Raw genomic sequence first — 17,826 nt, 5'->3', positions numbered from 1 at the left:
TTGCAATTGTTATTGATAATGATTTCGTAATTTTGCGCCTAATTTTTTAAACACACAATTAAATTTAAATATATTATGAAATTTTTTATTGATACAGCTAATTTAGCTCAAATTAAAGAAGCACAAGCATTAGGCGTTTTGGACGGAGTTACTACAAACCCGTCTTTGATGGCTAAAGAAGGAATTACAGGAAAAAACAACATTTTGAAACATTATGTTGATATCTGTAATTTGGTTGATGGAGATGTTAGTGCCGAAGTTAATGCTTTGGATTATGAAGGAATGGTTAAAGAGGGTGAAGAATTGGCCGATTTGCACGAGCAAATCGTTGTTAAACTTCCTATGACAAAAGAAGGAGTAATGGCTGCGAAATATTTCTCTGATAAAGGAATTAAAACCAATGTTACTTTAGTATTCTCAGCAGGTCAGGCGTTATTGGCTGCAAAAGCGGGTGCTACTTATGTTTCTCCATTCATTGGTCGTTTGGATGATATCTCTACAGATGGATTGGCCTTGATTGAAGAAATCAGAGAAATCTATGATAATTACGGTTACGAAACACAAATTTTGGCGGCTTCTGTGCGTCATACAATGCATATCGTAAACTGTGCCAAAATTGGTGCCGATGTTATGACAGGGCCATTATCAGCAATTACAGGATTATTAAAACACCCGTTGACAGATATTGGTTTGGCTCAATTTGTTGCTGATTTCGAAAAAGGAAACAAGTAATTAAGATTTCAGACTGCAGATTTCAAATTTCAGAATTAAGGATTCAAATTTGGACATATAAAAGTAAAGTCCCATTTCGTACGAAATGGGACTTTTTTATGGATTAGATTATTTTTTTGAATCAAAAAAAATCCCATTTTGTCACTATGAACAAAATGGGATTTTTTATAATCTGCAGTCTGAAATCTTAATTCTGCAATCTGCAGTCTAAAATCTGCAATCTACTAGTGTCCTCCTGCAATCTTTTTGTCAAAATCGATTCCGTGCGCTTTTAATATGGCACTTACTTTCCATGCATAAAATACAAGATAAGCGAAACAAATTACACCAACAATATAACTGGATTGAATTCCAATGAATTCGGCAACTTTACCCTGGAACACACTTACAAATCCACCTCCCATAATCATCATGATAAGGAAGCTACTTCCTTGGCTGGTATGTTTACCAAGTCCGCTTACCGCCAATGTAAAGATACAAGGCCAAAGTGTACTACAGAATAAACCAACACTAGTAAAGGCGTAAACACTCACTATTCCTGTAGTTGTCATACCTATGGTTGTTGCCAAAATACCACAAGCTGAGAAAATCAAAAGCATTCGCGCAGGATTTCCTTTACTCGCCATGTCGGCAGCAATCAACACCAAAATTACCAATCCATAAACGTAGAAAGGAGTTAAGTCGTGATTAGCAATTGCATTTACAGCCAAAAACACTCCAAAAGCTAGATAAGGTGCGATAAAACGTAATATTTTTAGCAAACTCATGTTTTCGGTAAAGGCTTCTACAGCTCCAGTCCAACGACCAATCATTAAACTCGCCCAGTATAAAGAGATATAAGGTGCCACGTCTTTGGTTAGGAAACCTAATTTACTTTCCATATAAGCAGGTAAGTTACTTGCTGTAGATACTTCAACACCAACATATAAGAAAATGGCAATCATCCCCATTACTAATTGTGGGTATTGTAAAGCTGATGTTTTTACAGCTATTTTGTCATGAGAATCATCTTCTTCAATCAATTCTGGTTTGTCTGGAAGTGATGAGAATTTTAATAAAATACCCACTACCAAAAATGCGAATCCAAGAATTAAATAAGGTATTTTAACGCTTTCGATACTTGCTGTGGTGTTTCCTTCTGCGCTTGAACCGAAAATAGCAAAACTTACAATCAATGGTCCAATTGTAGTCCCAAAATTGTTGATACCTCCAGCCAGTGTCAAACGTTGTGATCCCGTTTTAATTGGACCTAAGGCAATAGATAACGGATTTGCAACGGTTTGCTGTAATGAAAATCCAAGTCCTACTATAAAAAGTCCTGCCAACATTAAGGTGAATGAGCCTGTATTTGCCGCAGGATAAAATAAAAGCGTTCCAAGTGCCGAAATGAATAATCCTACCGATAATCCATTTTTGTAACCTATTCTGTTTACCAAATCTTCTTTTATTGCAACTGAGATTCCCATATAAATAAGTGAACCTACGGTGTAAGCGATGTAGAATGCAAAAGCCACCAATTGACTTTCTCCCTGTGTAAGATTAAATGCTGTCTTAAAAACAGGAATTAAGATGTCATTACTTGCAGCTACAAATCCCCAAAAGAAGAAAACGCTAGCTAAGGGGATGAACTGCCCCCAGTTGGTTTTTGAATTTTCTGTACTCATAATTTTCTAAAATTTAATTTTTTTTGTGGTTAATTAATTAATTTTTTGATGCTGCAAGACTGTAAATATATTTCTTACCGATTTTAAAAAAAAATTTTCCGATGTAAAGTTTTTTACTTTTATATGAACAACATTATTTTCTCAACAAATGACAGTTTGTTGTAAGTGAATACGTAAATAAAATAGGATGTTTAGTCCAAAATTTTACTTTTGACTTCTTTAATGTAGTTTCTGCCAATTGGAATATTATGGGTCAGAATCTGTATTCTGTTTCCTTCTATGGATTTTACTTTATTGAGCGCAATTGTGAAGGATTTATGCGTGCGCATGAATCTTTCGGCTGGCAATTCTTCGGTTAGTGAGCTTAATGATTTGTGGGTGATATACGTTTTTTCGGGTGTAACCACTTTTATGTATTCTTTCATTCCTTCTATAAAAAGAATTTCATCAATATTGATTTTTACCATTTTCTTATCCACCTTGATAAAAATGTGTGGTTCTACACGATGGTTTTCAATTTTAATATTGTTTTTCAAATTGTATTCGGCCTCGATTTTTTGAATACATTTTATGAATCGAGGAAGCGGAATAGGTTTTACCAAATAATCCAATACTTCCAAATCATAACTTTCGGCAGCAAACTCCCTAAAAGCAGTGGTAATAATAACCCGGGTTTTGGTTTCGAGCAAACGGATTAATTCAAATCCTGTCATCATCGGCATATTAATGTCCAAAAAAACAGCATCAACAGTATTTGAATTAATAAATTCCAGTCCCTCTAATGAATTATTGAAAGTAGCGACAACTTCAAACTCAGAAAAATTTTCAAAATAATTGAGCAATACTTTTATTGCCAGTGGTTCATCATCAATTAATACGCACTTAATTTTCATTATATAAAGGGATTTGTATTTTGATAATAAAAAAATTGAATTTAACCATTTGTTGTATGACGAAATTGTTTTTGAAAATTAGTTTTATCCTTTTTTTTGTGTTCGACAATCCGATTCCTTTTTTTGATTTTGGAGGGGGTGAAATTACAAAATTATTTATTATTTCAAATTCAAGCTTTGAATTTACTACTCTGAAATTAATTTTTATTTTAAGGTTTTTGTTGTTTGCACCTCCGTGTTTGAAAGCGTTTTCGATCAGAGAAATAAATAACAAAGGAGGAATTGTTATATTATCAAGATCCGATTCCAGATTTATGTTGACTTCTACATTTTCAAATCGGAGCTTTTCGATTTCGATATAATTTTGAATATAATCGATTTCTTTCATCAACGGCACAAACTTCGTTCCCTCAATATCGTACAATACATATTCCATTAAATTGGAAAGTTTAATGATAACATTGGGCACTTTGTTTGATGATTCCAGCGACAATGCATATAAGTTATTTAAGGTATTAAAAAAAAAGTGTGGCTGAATCTGGTTTTTTAAATACTTTAATTTGATTTTATTCTGATTCTCCAAAATAGCTTTATTACGATCTCTTTCCCGTATCCACGTTAGCATCAAGTAGAAAGAAGACGCAATTGCAAGTACATAAATTTCTCCAATAGTTACGGCTACAATATGATTTAGTTCAAACGGTCTGTAATCTCTATTGGCCTCGGGCCAGATGTTTTTTGTGATTATATAATAGGTTAGCCCAGTTTTTAGTAAATAAATGACGGCAAGAGTTGCAAATAGAGAAATAGTGTATTTAATGTATTTTGATTTTAATACATACATAGGTATAAGTACCAATATGTTGAAATAAACAAAAGGGATGTGGAGTGCGTATTCTAACAAATTTGATTTGAAGGAATACTTATAATCATTGAAATAAGCACCCCAACGTAAATAATTAAAAAGAAACCAGATTAGCCAGAACCAGACATGATTACTAAGTTTTATCTCGAAGTTTGTTTTTTTCATAATAGCATTTCAGGTGTATGGGAAATAAAGCCACCGTATTTATTTTGCAACAATAATCATTTTGTCATTAAAAAAAGCATTTTGATGAAAAAAATGTTGAAAAACATAAATATGGGTTTCAATAATATTACTGAAAACGTTTTCGAAAAACGGATTATTGATTAAAAAATGTCGTTGGTTTAAAAAACGATGTTGTTGGTTTAAATTTTTTTTTTCAGAAAAGCCTTTCTTATACTTTTATCCCATAACTAACAAAAAATATCAAAAAATGAAAAAAATTCTATTAATCGTTATGGTTGTTTTTGCCACGCAGGTTACGCTTGCGCAAGTAAAAACAATCAAGGGTTTGGTTACAGATTCAAAAGGCATGCCTTTGCCCGCAGCAAATGTTGTGGTAAAAGGGGAGTCCAATGGTACATCAACAAATTTTGATGGAGGTTTTAGCATTGAAGCCAAAACAGGTGCTACTTTGGTGATTTCCTATTTAGGATATGAAACCAAAAATATTACTGTAGGAGAATCTAATACTGTTAAAATTCAAATGACCGAATCGGGTTCTACATCATTATCCGAAGTAGTTGTAACTTCATTGGGTGTGAAAAAAACCAAAAAATCTTTGACCTATGCTGCTCAAGAACTAAAAGGTGAGGAGTTGACAAGGGTAAAAGACGCTAACTTAATAAACACTGTTGCCGGAAAAATTGCGGGTGTTGCCGTGACAAAATCGGCTGGTGGTGTTGGTGGTTCAACCAAGGTTGTAATACGTGGTAATTCGTCAGTATCAAATAATCAACCACTTTATGTTATTGATGGTATGCCTTTGTTTAACGGTTCTTCAACACAACCAACAGATATTTCTGGGGACAAAAATGGTGGTAATCGAGATGGTGGAGATGTCGTGTCCTTGATTAACCCAGATGATTATGAAGGAATGACCGTTCTTAAAGGAGCTGCAGCATCTGTTTTATATGGTAGCCAAGGTGCAAATGGTGTTATTTTATTGTCTTCGAAAAAAGCTAAAGAAGGAAAAGCCAATTTGACAGCATCTTCTACAACTCTTTTTGAAACAGCTGCATATTTGCCTAAGTTTCAAACAGAATATAATAGTTCTGGTGCAAAAGAAAATACTGAAGACCATGTTAAGGATTTCTTTGAAACAGGTATCACTCAAATCACTTCTCTTGGATTTTCTACAGGTTCATCTGTAGCTACTACAAGTTTGACGTATTCAAATACTTCTGCAAGCGGCATTTTGCCAGAGAATGATTTAAACAAAAACAATTTTGGAATTCGTCAGACAGGAAAGTTTTTTGATAATAAATTAACTATTTCTGCCGATGGAAAATATACTTCTCAAGTCATTAATAACAGACCTTTGAATGGTCTTAATTTTAACCCAATTGCGGGAACTTACTTGATGCCAAGAGGTAATGGAAATGTTTTTGAAAATTACAAAAACAATTATGAAGTTTTTGATCCAATAAGAAATATTTATGCTCAAAATTATCCTGCAATTGATGAAGTGGTGCAAAATCCATATTGGTTATTAAACAGAGCAAAATCTGTAGACACCAATCATTTCTTTACAGGAACATTGGCATTGGATTATAAAGTTAATAATTGGTTGAACCTTTCGGGAAGATACAGTTATAATCGTATTGAGAGTGGTTTTGATAAAAAAATACACGCAACGACTTCAACAGTTTTGGCCAATATAAATGGTACTTATATTAATTCAAATACAATAAGTACTCAAAATTATGCTGATTTTATGGCAAAAATCAATACTAATTTTGGTTCTGATTTCAGTTTCAATGCTATTATTGGGACAAGTTTGAATAATACCAATGCAAACCAAATGACTATGTTAAATTCAGGAACTTCAAATGGAGGTTTGGAATATACTAACTGGTTTACTTTAGGGAATTTTACAAATAATAAAGCAAATCAACAAACTGCAGGATCAAATAGAGAGGTTCAATCTATTTTTGCTTCTACAACACTTGGTTATAAAGAAATGTTGTTTTTAGATGTTGCAGCAAGAAATGACTGGTCATCTACATTGGTAAATACAAATAATTCATCATTCTTTTATCCATCAGTGGGTATGACAGGTATCATTAGCCAAATGACAACCCTGCCAGATTGGATTAGTTTTGGTAAAGTACGTGCCACTTACGCACAAGTAGGTAACGATATTCCTCCTGGAGTTACTTCGCCTACATCTACAATTATTGGTGGTATTGTCGTCAATCCTCCGGTAGGACCAAGACCGGGTGAATCATTAAAACCAGAATTAAAATCTGAATTTGAAATTGGTACAGAATGGAGAATGTTTAATAACAGACTTGGATTTGAGATTTCTTATTATAATTCAGAAACTAAGAACCAGTACATTCAGGTTCCTGCTCCTACAACGAATCCTTTTGGATATACTTTCTACGCTATCAATGCAGGAAAAATTGCCAATGAAGGTTTAGAAGTTGTTTTGACAGGAAAAGTTATGGCTACTGAAAAATTCTCTTGGGATGTAACTTTAAACTATTCTAAAAATAAAAATACAGTTAAAGAAATTCCAGCAGAACTTGGAGGACAAATCAATTTGACAAAAGGTGATAACCAAGGATATCAGTATTCATTAGTTGAAGGTGAGCCGTTTGGGGTTCTTCAGGCACACACGCTTGTAAAAGATGGTCAAGGAAGACTTCTTTTGGATACTAATGGAGATGTTCAAGTTACAAAAACCTACGAAAATGTTGGAAATGCAAATCCTGATTACATGTTAGGTTTGGCAAATACTTTCAAATTTGGATCATTCTTTGCCAATGTGCTTATTGACGGAAGATTTGGAGGAGATGTAATGAGTATGACACAATCAATGAATGATCAATATGGTGTTTCTAAAGCTTATGGTGATGCCAAAAATGCAGGTGGTGTTTCTGTAAATGCCGTTTCTAGTACAGGTACCCCGGTTTCAAGCATTGCAGCAGATAAATATTATGCAAAAGTGGGAGGAAAAAATGGAGCTCTGTCTGAGTATGTTTACGATGCTACCAATGTTAGTTTAAGAGAGTTGTCTGTAGGTTATAATTTTAATGTAAAATCATTACCATTTTTACAATCAGCGAGTTTATCATTAGTGGGTAGAAATTTATTCTTCTTCTACAAAGATGCTCCATTTGATCCGAATATTGCGTTAAGTACAGGAGAAGCTCTTCAAGGAGTTGATATTTTTGGACTTCCATCTACAAGAAGTTTAGGGCTTAATTTAAATGTAACTTTTTAAGAATTAGAATTATGAAATTAAATACTATAAAAAAGACAGTTTATTGTCTGTCTTTGTTAGCCGTTATTGCGAGTTGTACTAGTGATTTTGAATCAATTAACAAAAACCAGCAGGGAGCTACAGATGAATTATTAGCACAAGATTTTGGCAATATACGAGGACCTCTTAAAGTTGTTTTCAATGGTGTTTTCAAACAGGATCCTGTATGGATGTATCAAGTGCAACAAAACCTTCAGGGAGATATCTGGTCTGGTTATATGGCAACTCCTACAGGTTTTGCAGGAGGATCAAACAATACACAATACAATCTTATCAATGGTTGGAATGGATTTGCTTGGGATATTGCATACGTAGATATAATGGCTAATTTGTTAAAAGTAGAACATCAAACCAAAACTAAAGGTTTGTATCCTGAAATTTATGCAATGTCATTGGTTTTAAAAGTTGAAGCTATGCACAGAATAGCCGATATTTATGGACCAATAGTATATTCTCAATACAGTTCTGAAGCGGCTGTTAAAAAGTACGACTCTCAGGAAGATGTTTATAATCAAATGTTTGCTGAGCTGGATGAAGCAGTTACTCAATTATCCAAAAGTGCTGATGCGGGAGGGAAATCCATTATTGCTTCTTCAGATTTGTCTAATTACAAAGGAGATTATGCGAAATGGGCTCGATTTGCAAATTCATTACGTCTTAGATTGGCAATGCGTATCGTAAAGAAAAACCCAACTTTGGCTAAAACTCAGGCCGAAAAAGCGGTTTCTCAAAAATATGGAGTTATGCAAGGTCAAGGAGATACGTTTACATTCCTTAGCGGATTTAAAAATCCTGTAAATGAGGTTAGTAGTGTTTGGGCTGATATTTGTATGTCTGCCGATATGGAATCCAATTTGGTTGGTTATGGAGACCCAAGGATTGCGGTTTACTTTAATACTTCAACGCAATTTCCTGGAAAATATAAAGGAATTAGAACCGGTATCGAAATTGCCGATAAACCTGAAGCAAAAGCGTTACGTTCTGATTTTTCAAGAGTTGGAAAAGTGGTTAATACAACAGAAACAGTTTGGATGAGTACTGCCGAAGTGTATTTCCTTAGAGCAGAAGGTGCATTGAGAGGATGGAATATGGGAGACACAGCTGGTAATTTATACAATGCCGGTATCACAGCTTCATTCGTTCAGCAGAACCTTGCCGGAGAAGCCGCTGCATATATTGCAAACAATACAAAAATGCCTGTAGATTATGTTGATCCTGTAGATGCAGCCAATAATGGAGTTGCAGTAAATAAAGTGACAATAGCTTGGGATAATGCTGCTTCTAATGAAGTTAAATTGCAAAAGATTATTACTCAAAAATGGATTGCTGGTTTCCCAGACGGACAAGAAGCTTGGTCTGAATGGAGAAGAACAGGTTATCCTAAATTGTTCCCTGTGGTAGTGAACAAAAGTAACGGTGTCATAGGTACTGCGACTGGTGTAAGAAGAACTGGTTTTGCCCCATCTGAATTGGCAGGAAATCCAGAAGGACTTAAAACAGGGCAAGCGCTATTGGGAGGTCCAGACAATGGAGCAACCAGACTTTGGTGGGATACTACAGGACCAAATTTTTAGGAATAGTTATTCTTAGTTAGTTTTATTCCAGACAGGTGAAAGCCTGTCTGGACATAAAAAGAAATGAAGTTTTGAATGATGCTGCAAGATTTTATTTATTGATTTTTTCAAAAGCTTATATAGCCAATTGCTCTGATTTGAGAAGTGATTTTTACTTTGTTTTAAGAGCCTATTATCATTGAAATTTCTTTTTTTATTTTTTATAAAAAAAATAACATATAGACAGGACTTTAGGGGTTTTGTTTCAAATAATTAGAATTAAATTTGAAGAAAGACCAAAAGGCATGAATATTGTGATTGAGGATTTGATCTTACAGTTATTTTACTCTTTTGGATTTAAATATAAATTAAAAAAACATGAGGACTACATCTACGATTGCCAATGACATTAGCTTCAAAAAAGCAGGTCAGTTTGAAGATACTCGTTTTGAAAAAATTCATAACGTAATTTTCAAAAACTCAACTGATGCTTCAATTATTGTTGCCAGAGAAATTGCCGATTTAATTCGTACCAAACAAGAAAAAAATAAAAAGTGTGTATTGGGATTAGCAACTGGTTCTTCACCAATTAAAGTGTATCAGGAATTGGTTCGTATGCACAAAGAAGAAGGGTTGAGCTTTGATAACGTTGTGACCTTCAATCTGGATGAATATTACCCGATGCCGAAGGAAAGCAATCATAGCTATCATTATTTTATGCACCTGCATCTTTTTGACCATGTGGACATCAGACCAGAAAATATCCATATTCCAGACGGAACAGTTGCATTAGAAGGCTTGAATCAGTTTTGTGTTGATTATGAAATGAACATCAAAAATGCGGGTGGACTTGATTTTCAGTTACTTGGAATTGGGCGCACTGGGCACGTGGGATTCAATGAGCCAGGCTCGCATATTAATTCTGGAACCCGAATTATAACTTTGGATCATATCACCAAAGTTGATGCTTCTGGAGATTTTAACGGAATAGGGAATGTCCCCAAAAAAGCCGTAACAATGGGAGTTTCGACCATTCTTCGTTCCAAAAGAATTGTTCTGTTGGCTTGGGGACAAAACAAAGCTTCTATTGTAAAAAGAACAATTCAGGGGGAAATCAGCTCTGAAATTCCGGCTACTTTTTTGCAAAATCATAATAATACCACTTTTGTTTTAGACGAAGGTGCTGCTTCAGAATTGACTCGTTTGGAAACACCTTGGTTAGTAGGGGAGTGTATCTGGACTGAGCAACTGAAAAATAAAGCCATTGTTTGGCTTTGCCAGCAAACTAATCAGTCCATTCTTAAATTGACCGACAGAGATTATAATAACAACGGAATGTCCGATTTACTGGCTGCAGGGAGTTCTGCTTATGATTTGAATATAAATATGTTCAATGTCCTACAGCACACCATTACAGGATGGCCGGGCGGAAAACCAAATACAGATGATTCCAATAGACCCGAAAGAGCAAATCCTGCAAAGAAAAGGGTGATTCTTTTCAGTCCACATCCAGATGACGATGTTATTTCGATGGGTGGAACATTTGCCAAATTGATTAAACAAGGACATGAGGTACATGTTGTTTACCAAACTTCGGGAAATATTGCTGTAACCGATGATGAGGCGTTGAAGTTTGCCGAAGTCTGTAATGATTTTGTTGGCGGAGATAATTCGGGGATTAATTTCCAATCGGTAATTGATTCTATTAATTCTAAGTCAATAGATCAAACCGATACCGATGAGGTCAGAAAATTAAAAGGCTTAATCAGAAGACGTGAATCTTATGCCGCAACGAGATACATTGGGCTGAAAGACGAAAATACTCATTTTCTGGATATGCCATTTTATGAAACAGGTATGGTTCAAAAGAAGCCTTTGGGAAAAGAAGACATTGAAATTGTGAAGGAAATCATCGAGCGAATTCAACCGCATCAGATTTTCGCGGCTGGTGATTTGGCTGATCCTCACGGTACTCATGAAGTGTGTTTGAACGCAATTTTTGCCGCGCTGAAAGAATTAAAACCAAAAGATTTTATGAAAGATTGTTGGTTGTGGTTGTACAGAGGGGCTTGGCACGAGTGGGATATTCATGAAATCGATATGGCGGTTCCGTTGAGTCCAGATGAGGTTATGTTGAAAAGACAAGCCATTTTATACCATCAATCTCAAAAAGACAGGGTTATGTTCCAAGGAAATGATTCGAGAGAATTTTGGGTTAGAGCCGAGGACAGAAATAAAAATACCGCGCGCTTATATGACAAATTAGGTCTTGCCGAATATGAAGCAATTGAGGCTTTTAAACGATTTGAATATTAGTAATTGATTTCGTTTCATGTGTTTGTTTATCAAGGTGCTGGTCCCCAAGTTTTTTGAATAAACTACAAATTCTGGGGGTTAGCCCTTATTTTTTAAACAACATTTTTTAAATTTTTTCTATAAAATGAAATACATTGTAATTTTTTTATTCGCATCTATTGTTTCATCTGCTCAAATTACCAAAGAGCAATTGAATATCATGCCTTGGCCTCAAAATATAACACTTTCTGAAGGTAGTTTTCTTTTGACCAAAAATTTTAAAGTGAATATAACGGGAGCACCAAATGAAAGAATATTTCAGGGAGCAACTAATTTCTTGAGGAGATTGGACGGAAGAACAGGTCAGTTTATTCAGCAGGGATTTATTACGGCGCTCAATGAGGTTCCCAATGCTCAGTTGCAAATCAATTGTGTGCGAGCAGGTAAAATTGATTTATATGAAGATGAAAGTTATATGTTGGATATAACTGCCAATAAAATTACAATAAATGCCACAACCGATGTAGGAGCTTTACACGCATTGGAAACTTTGCTGCAATTGGTGCAAAACAATAATAATTCCTTTTATTTTCCGGTTTCCAAAATTTCTGATTTTCCAAGATTTACATGGAGAGGATTGATGATTGACGGAGCAAGACATTTTATGCCAATTGATGTGATAAAACGTAATCTGGACGGTATGGCAGCAGTCAAGATGAACGTTTTTCACTGGCATTTAGTAGATGATCAAGGTTGGAGAATTGAAATGAAAAAACATCCGAAACTGATTCAAATGGCATCTGATGGGAATTATTACACTCAGGAAGAAATAAAAAGTGTGGTAAAATACGCCTCAGACAGAGGTATTTTGGTAGTACCCGAATTGGATGTGCCGGGTCACGGATCTGCAATATTAACCGCTTATCCCGAAATAGGAAGTAAAGTGGTGAACTTAAACCTGAATACAGGTGAAAAAGGACAACAGTTTACACAAGTGCTGTCGTATAGCGTCGAAAGAAATGCAGGGATTTTTACTCCTACATTAGATCCTTCAAATCCAAAAACGTATCAATTATTAAATGAATTTTTGGATGAAATCTGTCCGCTTTTTCCAGGAAAATATTTTCACATAGGGGGTGATGAAAATGAAGGAAAAGATTGGGACTCCAATCCTAAAATTCAGGAATTCAAAAAGAAGCATCAATTGGCAAACAACCATGAATTGCAAACGTATTTTACCATGCAATTAATTCCGATGCTAAAAAAACACGGAAAAGTATTGATGGGTTGGGAAGAAATAATGACCAAGAATATGTCTAAAGACGCAATTATTCATTCATGGAAGGGAGCTAATGAAGGAAAACCTGCAGGCAAATCGCTGGTAGATGCCGCCAAAGGAGGTTACAAAACGGTGTTATCCAATGGATATTATATTGATTTGGTTTTAGGAGTTGAAGAACATTACACGGTAGACCCAATGCCGAAAAACAGTTCATTGACAGATGAAGAAAAAAGAAGAATTTTGGGAGGTGAAGCTACAATGTGGTCCGAGTTGGTTTCGCCAGAAACCATTGATTCTAGAATTTGGCCAAGAACAGCTGCAATTGCCGAACGTTTTTGGTCTAATGAAAATGTTACCGATATCAAAAGTATGCGAAAAAGGCTGAACGTAATTTCATTTCGATTGGAAGAGCTTGGCTTGACGCACTTAAAAAACAAAGAAAGATTGTTGAGAAATATCAGTAATAATCAAAAAAGTGATGCATTACTTGATTTGTCAAATGTTTGCGAACCACTTAAAGGATATACTCGAAATAAAGGCGGAACAGAATATCAAATGTATTCTCCTTTAACATTATTTGCCGATGTATGTACTCCAGACGCTTCTGATGCTGTAGGATTCAATGAAGCTGTAACCAATTATCTGAACAGTAAAACAAATGAAAATCAAATTGCTGTAGCCAATTATTTGAACAAATGGGTTCGCATGGACAAGGATTTATTGGTTCTGAGTAATAATGCGCCTTTGGTTCAGCCACTTTTGCCTTTGTCGAAAAGTTTGAGTGATTTATCCGAACAACTTTTACTCAAAATTAGCAACAAGCAAGGTTTGGATGATTCTTCTTTATACGGACTACTCGAAAAATGTAATTCTAAAGATTACGCCGATGTCGAACTAGCGGTGTATAATAGTTTAAGAAAGTTAGTTCAAGCTAAATTATAATTATGATTCAAAAATAAAAGTTATAATCGTTTAAAATTGATTTGGTTATTAGTGTTTTAAGTTGATTTTTTATTTTGAATTACAGATGCTTTCTACAGGGAGCATTCTATTGAACCTGGTGATTTTTTCACCAGGTTTTTTTTGTTATAACAGTGTGGTTTTCTGCATAGTGAGTTCTGCAATGTTAATTCTTTGCTCATTGCTGATAAAAATAAGTATTTTGTTATAAAAACAAATGAAAGACTATTGGAATATGTAAATGTTTTTCTTTAGTGTAAGTTTTTTTCTACTGACGAATACTTATGAAATTATGATTTGTAGTAGATTACTAATCATGATTAATAAGGAGATTTTCTGAATTAGTCAAATAATAATATTGTCCATCATAATAATAAAATTATCTATTTTATTTCAGTAATTGATGAGATACGTTTGTTTAAAAATTAAGATTTTATTAACAACAAAATTGTCAATGAAATTTTTTTAAAAGCTCTACTAAAACGATATAGCTGATATACAGTTCTTTGAATGTTTTTTTTATTAAAAGCTTTACTAACTAAATTGATTTAAAAAAAGGGTAAAGATTATAAATCTTACTATAACGATATAGCTTAATACATCTTTTTTCTTGTATTAAATGAATTATTAACTAACAAAATTGATTAAAATAGTTGCCTATGATTAAAAATTGAAATTGGGATAATGATTTATCCTCCAAAAATTAAAGATTTTTAAAATTTTATTTCCAAAAAACAAGAACTAATTATTATTTGTATGAAAAAAAATTACACTAACCATTGTTGCACAATTCAGGATTCATCAGTCGTGATGGGTGGATTTGCAAATCTGGGGAAAAGAATGTTTTTGACAGCAATAATGTTTTTATTTACATTGTTGTCTTTTGCTCAAAACAAAATTGTAGTGTCCGGAAAAGTTTCGGATGCTAAGGGGTTGCCCATTCCCGGCGTTACTGTACGTGTTCAGGGAACCAAAGGGGGAACCACAACCGACTTTGATGGTAAATACTCTTTGAAGGATGTAGATTCAAATTCAACTTTAGAATTTGTTTACTTAGGAATGGAAACTTCTTCTGCCAAAATTGATGGCAGAAAAGTTATAAATTCTACAATGAAAGAAACTACATCAAACCTTAATGAGGTGGTTGTAGTGGGATTTGGTACCCAAAAGAAAGCCAACTTAACAGGTTCTGTAAGTCAAGTTAAAATGAGTGAAGTTTTAGGAGATCGTCCTATTACTACTGTAGGAGCAGCACTTCAAGGTGCGGTACCGGGGCTTACTGTTACTAACCCTTCTACGCCGGGTGCTGCAGCAACCTTTAATATACGTGGTGTTACCTCAATTAGTGGTACAATTAACAGTGACGGTAGTGTTACACCACCATCAGCACTTGTTTTGATTGACAATGCTGAGGGGGATATTAATATGTTGAATCCAGAGGATGTTGAGTCGGTTTCGGTACTTAAAGATGCCGCTTCTACTGCTATTTATGGTGCGCGAGCGGCTTTTGGAGTAGTACTAGTTACTACTAAGAGAGCTAAGAAAAACTCCAAAACAGTTTTTAACTATAATAATAACTTTGCTTTCACTTCACCAATCAATCAAGTGGAGCAGGCTCCAATTGCAGACATAGTGCATACTCTTGCAAATTGGAGTAATACTCCTCTAGTAGGAGGACCTACTAGACAGAATTATGTAGTGTGGGAAAAATACATCAGAGATTATAATGCTGATCCAGCTAATTTCTTAACCAATAATCCTGGTAAATTTCAGGCTGAAGGCAGATTTATGCCAGCGAGTGATTCTAATAATTACTATTATTTGAAAGATACAAATATTCAAAATGGAATATTTGATAATCATGGATTTCAACAAACTCATGATTTTTCTGCTTCTGGAGGATCGGAAACAATTACGTATCGCATGTCTTTAGGTACTGTTAATAATGACGGTCCGCTGATTACAAACAAGGATATGTATAAAAGATACAATTTAGGTTCTTATGTAAGTGCAGATTTAGCCAAATGGTTGAACACCTCTTTGGATTTCAAATACAACACTTCAGAGAGATCATTGGTAACTTTGGGACCAATCTACCGTCAGTTGCCTAATTTCACGCCAGTTGACACAGATGTTCCAAAATCAACTGATTTGAATGGTCCTACATTTATTTTCTCGGCTCCTCAAAATTATATTAAATATGGATATCCTGATCAAAACATTAGAAAGGAAACCAGAATTTTTTCCCGTACCGTTTTAACACCTTTCAAGGGATTTGAAGGTGTGGCAGAGTACACTATGGATGATTTTTTCACCGATGCCAAAACATTTACGAAGAGTACAGACTATATAGAGACCAATATGGTTGTAACTCCATCAACTGCATTTACTAATCCTCCGGTGCAGTCCTATAGCAATAACAAGGGGAATAATGAGTACCGCTCTTTAAATGCTTATGCTTCGTATAGCTTTAACAGCCCTAGTGGTGACCACAGATTTAAAATAATGCAAGGTTTTTCTCAGGAAAGAAGTTATAGTGAAATTTTGAATGTTAATCGTAAAGAAATAATCAATTCAGACTTGCCATCTATTAGTACTGCTGTAGGTGAGACGATCGCAAGTGATGGATTTATTGATACCAGTATTAGAAGTAGTTTTTACAGAGTAAATTACAATTATAAGGACAAATATCTTTTGGAAACCAATGGTCGTTATGATGGTTCTTCGAAGTTTCCAAAAGAAACAAGATTTGGTTTCTTCCCTTCAGTATCTGCTGGTTGGCAAGTAGCTAAAGAAAGTTTTATGGATTGGAGTGATAAATGGTTGGATGAATTTAAAATACGTGGATCTTGGGGACAAATTGGGAACCAAAATATTCCAGCTTATGGGTACTCTCCAAAAATGGATCCGAGCAGAGCGCCTTGGATTGTAGGGACTACGCAACCAGCTACACTCGGGATGCCTCCTTTAGTACGTCAGGATTATACTTGGGAAATGGTTGCAACTTCTGAAGTAGGTCTTGATATCGCTTTGTTCAATAGACGTTTGAATGGATCAGGAGCTTATTATATTCGTCAAACAACAGGGATGTTGGCTCCAGGTATGGAATTGCCTGCTGTAGTGGGGGCAACGGCTCCACTTCAAAATGCAGCCGATTTGGAAACCAAAGGATGGGAAGCTTCTTTGAGCTGGAGAGACAAAATAGGCCAAGTAGGGTATTATGTAGGGGTGAATCTATATGATTCGCAAACTGAAATTACCAAATATGATAATGCATCTCGTCTGTTATCAGCAGAATATACAAATACTTCTACTTATTATGTGGGTCAGAAATTAGGTGAAATCTGGGGGTACAAAAATGACGGGTATTATACTATAGAAGATTTTAAAGACGGGTGGCAAACAAATAATTGGGTACTTAAAGATGGAGTAACTTCAATCAAAGGAACAGCTGTACGTCCAGGAGATGTAAAATATAAAAACTTATCTGACAAAGGAACTTCAAAAGCGAATGAAATTGACGCTGGTATGAACACAGTAGATGATCCAGGAGATAGACAAGTTATTGGGAATACTACTGCCCGCTATTCTTATGGTATAAATGGAGGGGTGAATTATGCTGGCTTTGATTTGTCTTTTGCAATGAACGGAGTAGGAAAACGTGATGCTTGGGTTTCAGATATGTTGCATTTCCCTCTTCTTGATAGAAACTTTGCAACTGTGTATTCACACCAGTTAGATTACTGGCAACCGATTGATCCTGCTAATGGTAATTGGCAACCAATTAATCCTAATCCGGCCTATCCGCGTCTTTATAACGAAAATGCGAACGTTGGTAGTAATACCAAAATTCAAGATCGTTATTTAGTGAATGCTTCATACTTGCGTTTGAAAAACGTAACGTTTGGATACAATGTACCGTCAAAATTTGTAAAAAAGGCAGGTCTGAATTCCTTTAAAGTATTCTGCTCTGTTGAAAATCCATACACTTGGTCGCATCTTGAAAAAGGAAGAGATCCAGAGAGCTTAAGTTGGGGGTATCCTTTTTATAAGACTACATCATTTGGTCTAAATATGACATTTTAATACTGA

The 17,826-nt window shown here is 35.0% G+C and carries 9 protein-coding genes; 6 read left to right on the top strand and 3 right to left on the bottom strand.

Annotation, left to right across the window (positions count from 1 at the left end; genetic code table 11):
* Positions 1-75: 75 nt before the first annotated feature.
* Positions 76-732 (top strand): fructose-6-phosphate aldolase, encoded by a 657-nt coding sequence (fsa, locus tag EM308_RS14355; RefSeq protein ID WP_035633347.1) that lies wholly within the window; start codon positions 76-78, stop codon positions 730-732.
* Positions 733-956: 224 nt separating this feature from the next.
* Here fsa and EM308_RS14350 read toward each other — a convergent pair whose 3' ends face one another.
* From EM308_RS14350 to EM308_RS14340, 3 genes are all read right to left on the bottom strand, one after another.
* Positions 957-2,396 (bottom strand): MFS transporter, encoded by a 1,440-nt coding sequence (locus EM308_RS14350; protein ID WP_035633345.1) that lies wholly within the window; start codon positions 2,394-2,396, stop codon positions 957-959.
* 191 nt (positions 2,397-2,587) lie between these two features.
* Complete coding sequence (locus EM308_RS14345; RefSeq protein WP_035633343.1) at positions 2,588-3,289, bottom strand: LytR/AlgR family response regulator transcription factor; 702 nt, start codon at positions 3,287-3,289, stop codon at positions 2,588-2,590.
* Positions 3,279-4,319: a sensor histidine kinase gene (locus tag EM308_RS14340; RefSeq protein ID WP_035633340.1), complete on the bottom strand. Its 1,041-nt coding sequence runs from the start codon at positions 4,317-4,319 to the stop codon at positions 3,279-3,281. Before EM308_RS14340 ends, EM308_RS14345 begins: the two co-directional genes overlap by 11 nt.
* A gap of 268 nt (positions 4,320-4,587) precedes the next feature.
* Here EM308_RS14340 and EM308_RS14335 point away from each other — a divergent pair, with 268 nt between their 5' ends.
* The 5 genes from EM308_RS14335 to EM308_RS14315 all read left to right on the top strand — a co-directional run bounded on the left by EM308_RS14335 (position 4,588) and on the right by EM308_RS14315 (position 17,820).
* Positions 4,588-7,605, top strand: a complete 3,018-nt coding sequence (locus EM308_RS14335) for a SusC/RagA family TonB-linked outer membrane protein (protein ID WP_035633371.1) — start codon at positions 4,588-4,590, stop codon at positions 7,603-7,605.
* A gap of 11 nt (positions 7,606-7,616) precedes the next feature.
* Positions 7,617-9,218, top strand: a complete 1,602-nt coding sequence (locus EM308_RS14330; protein ID WP_035633338.1) for a RagB/SusD family nutrient uptake outer membrane protein — start codon at positions 7,617-7,619, stop codon at positions 9,216-9,218.
* 357 nt (positions 9,219-9,575) lie between these two features.
* On the top strand, positions 9,576-11,513 hold the full coding sequence (gene nagB, locus EM308_RS14325; RefSeq protein WP_035633336.1) for a glucosamine-6-phosphate deaminase: 1,938 nt from the start codon (positions 9,576-9,578) through the stop codon (positions 11,511-11,513).
* A gap of 124 nt (positions 11,514-11,637) precedes the next feature.
* Complete coding sequence (locus EM308_RS14320; protein WP_035633334.1) at positions 11,638-13,716, top strand: beta-N-acetylhexosaminidase; 2,079 nt, start codon at positions 11,638-11,640, stop codon at positions 13,714-13,716.
* A 774-nt stretch (positions 13,717-14,490) separates the two neighbouring features.
* Positions 14,491-17,820 carry a SusC/RagA family TonB-linked outer membrane protein gene (locus EM308_RS14315; protein WP_081907214.1) on the top strand — a complete coding sequence of 1,110 codons (3,330 nt, stop codon included), beginning with the start codon at positions 14,491-14,493 and terminating at the stop codon, positions 17,818-17,820.
* Positions 17,821-17,826 lie beyond the last annotated feature (6 nt).

Origin of the sequence: Flavobacterium gilvum (assembly GCF_001761465.1) — a bacterium.
GTDB classification, from domain to species: Bacteria; Bacteroidota; Bacteroidia; order Flavobacteriales; family Flavobacteriaceae; genus Flavobacterium; species Flavobacterium gilvum.
Note: the sequence above shows the minus strand (reverse complement) of the source record. Positions and strands in the feature narration are given on the sequence as shown.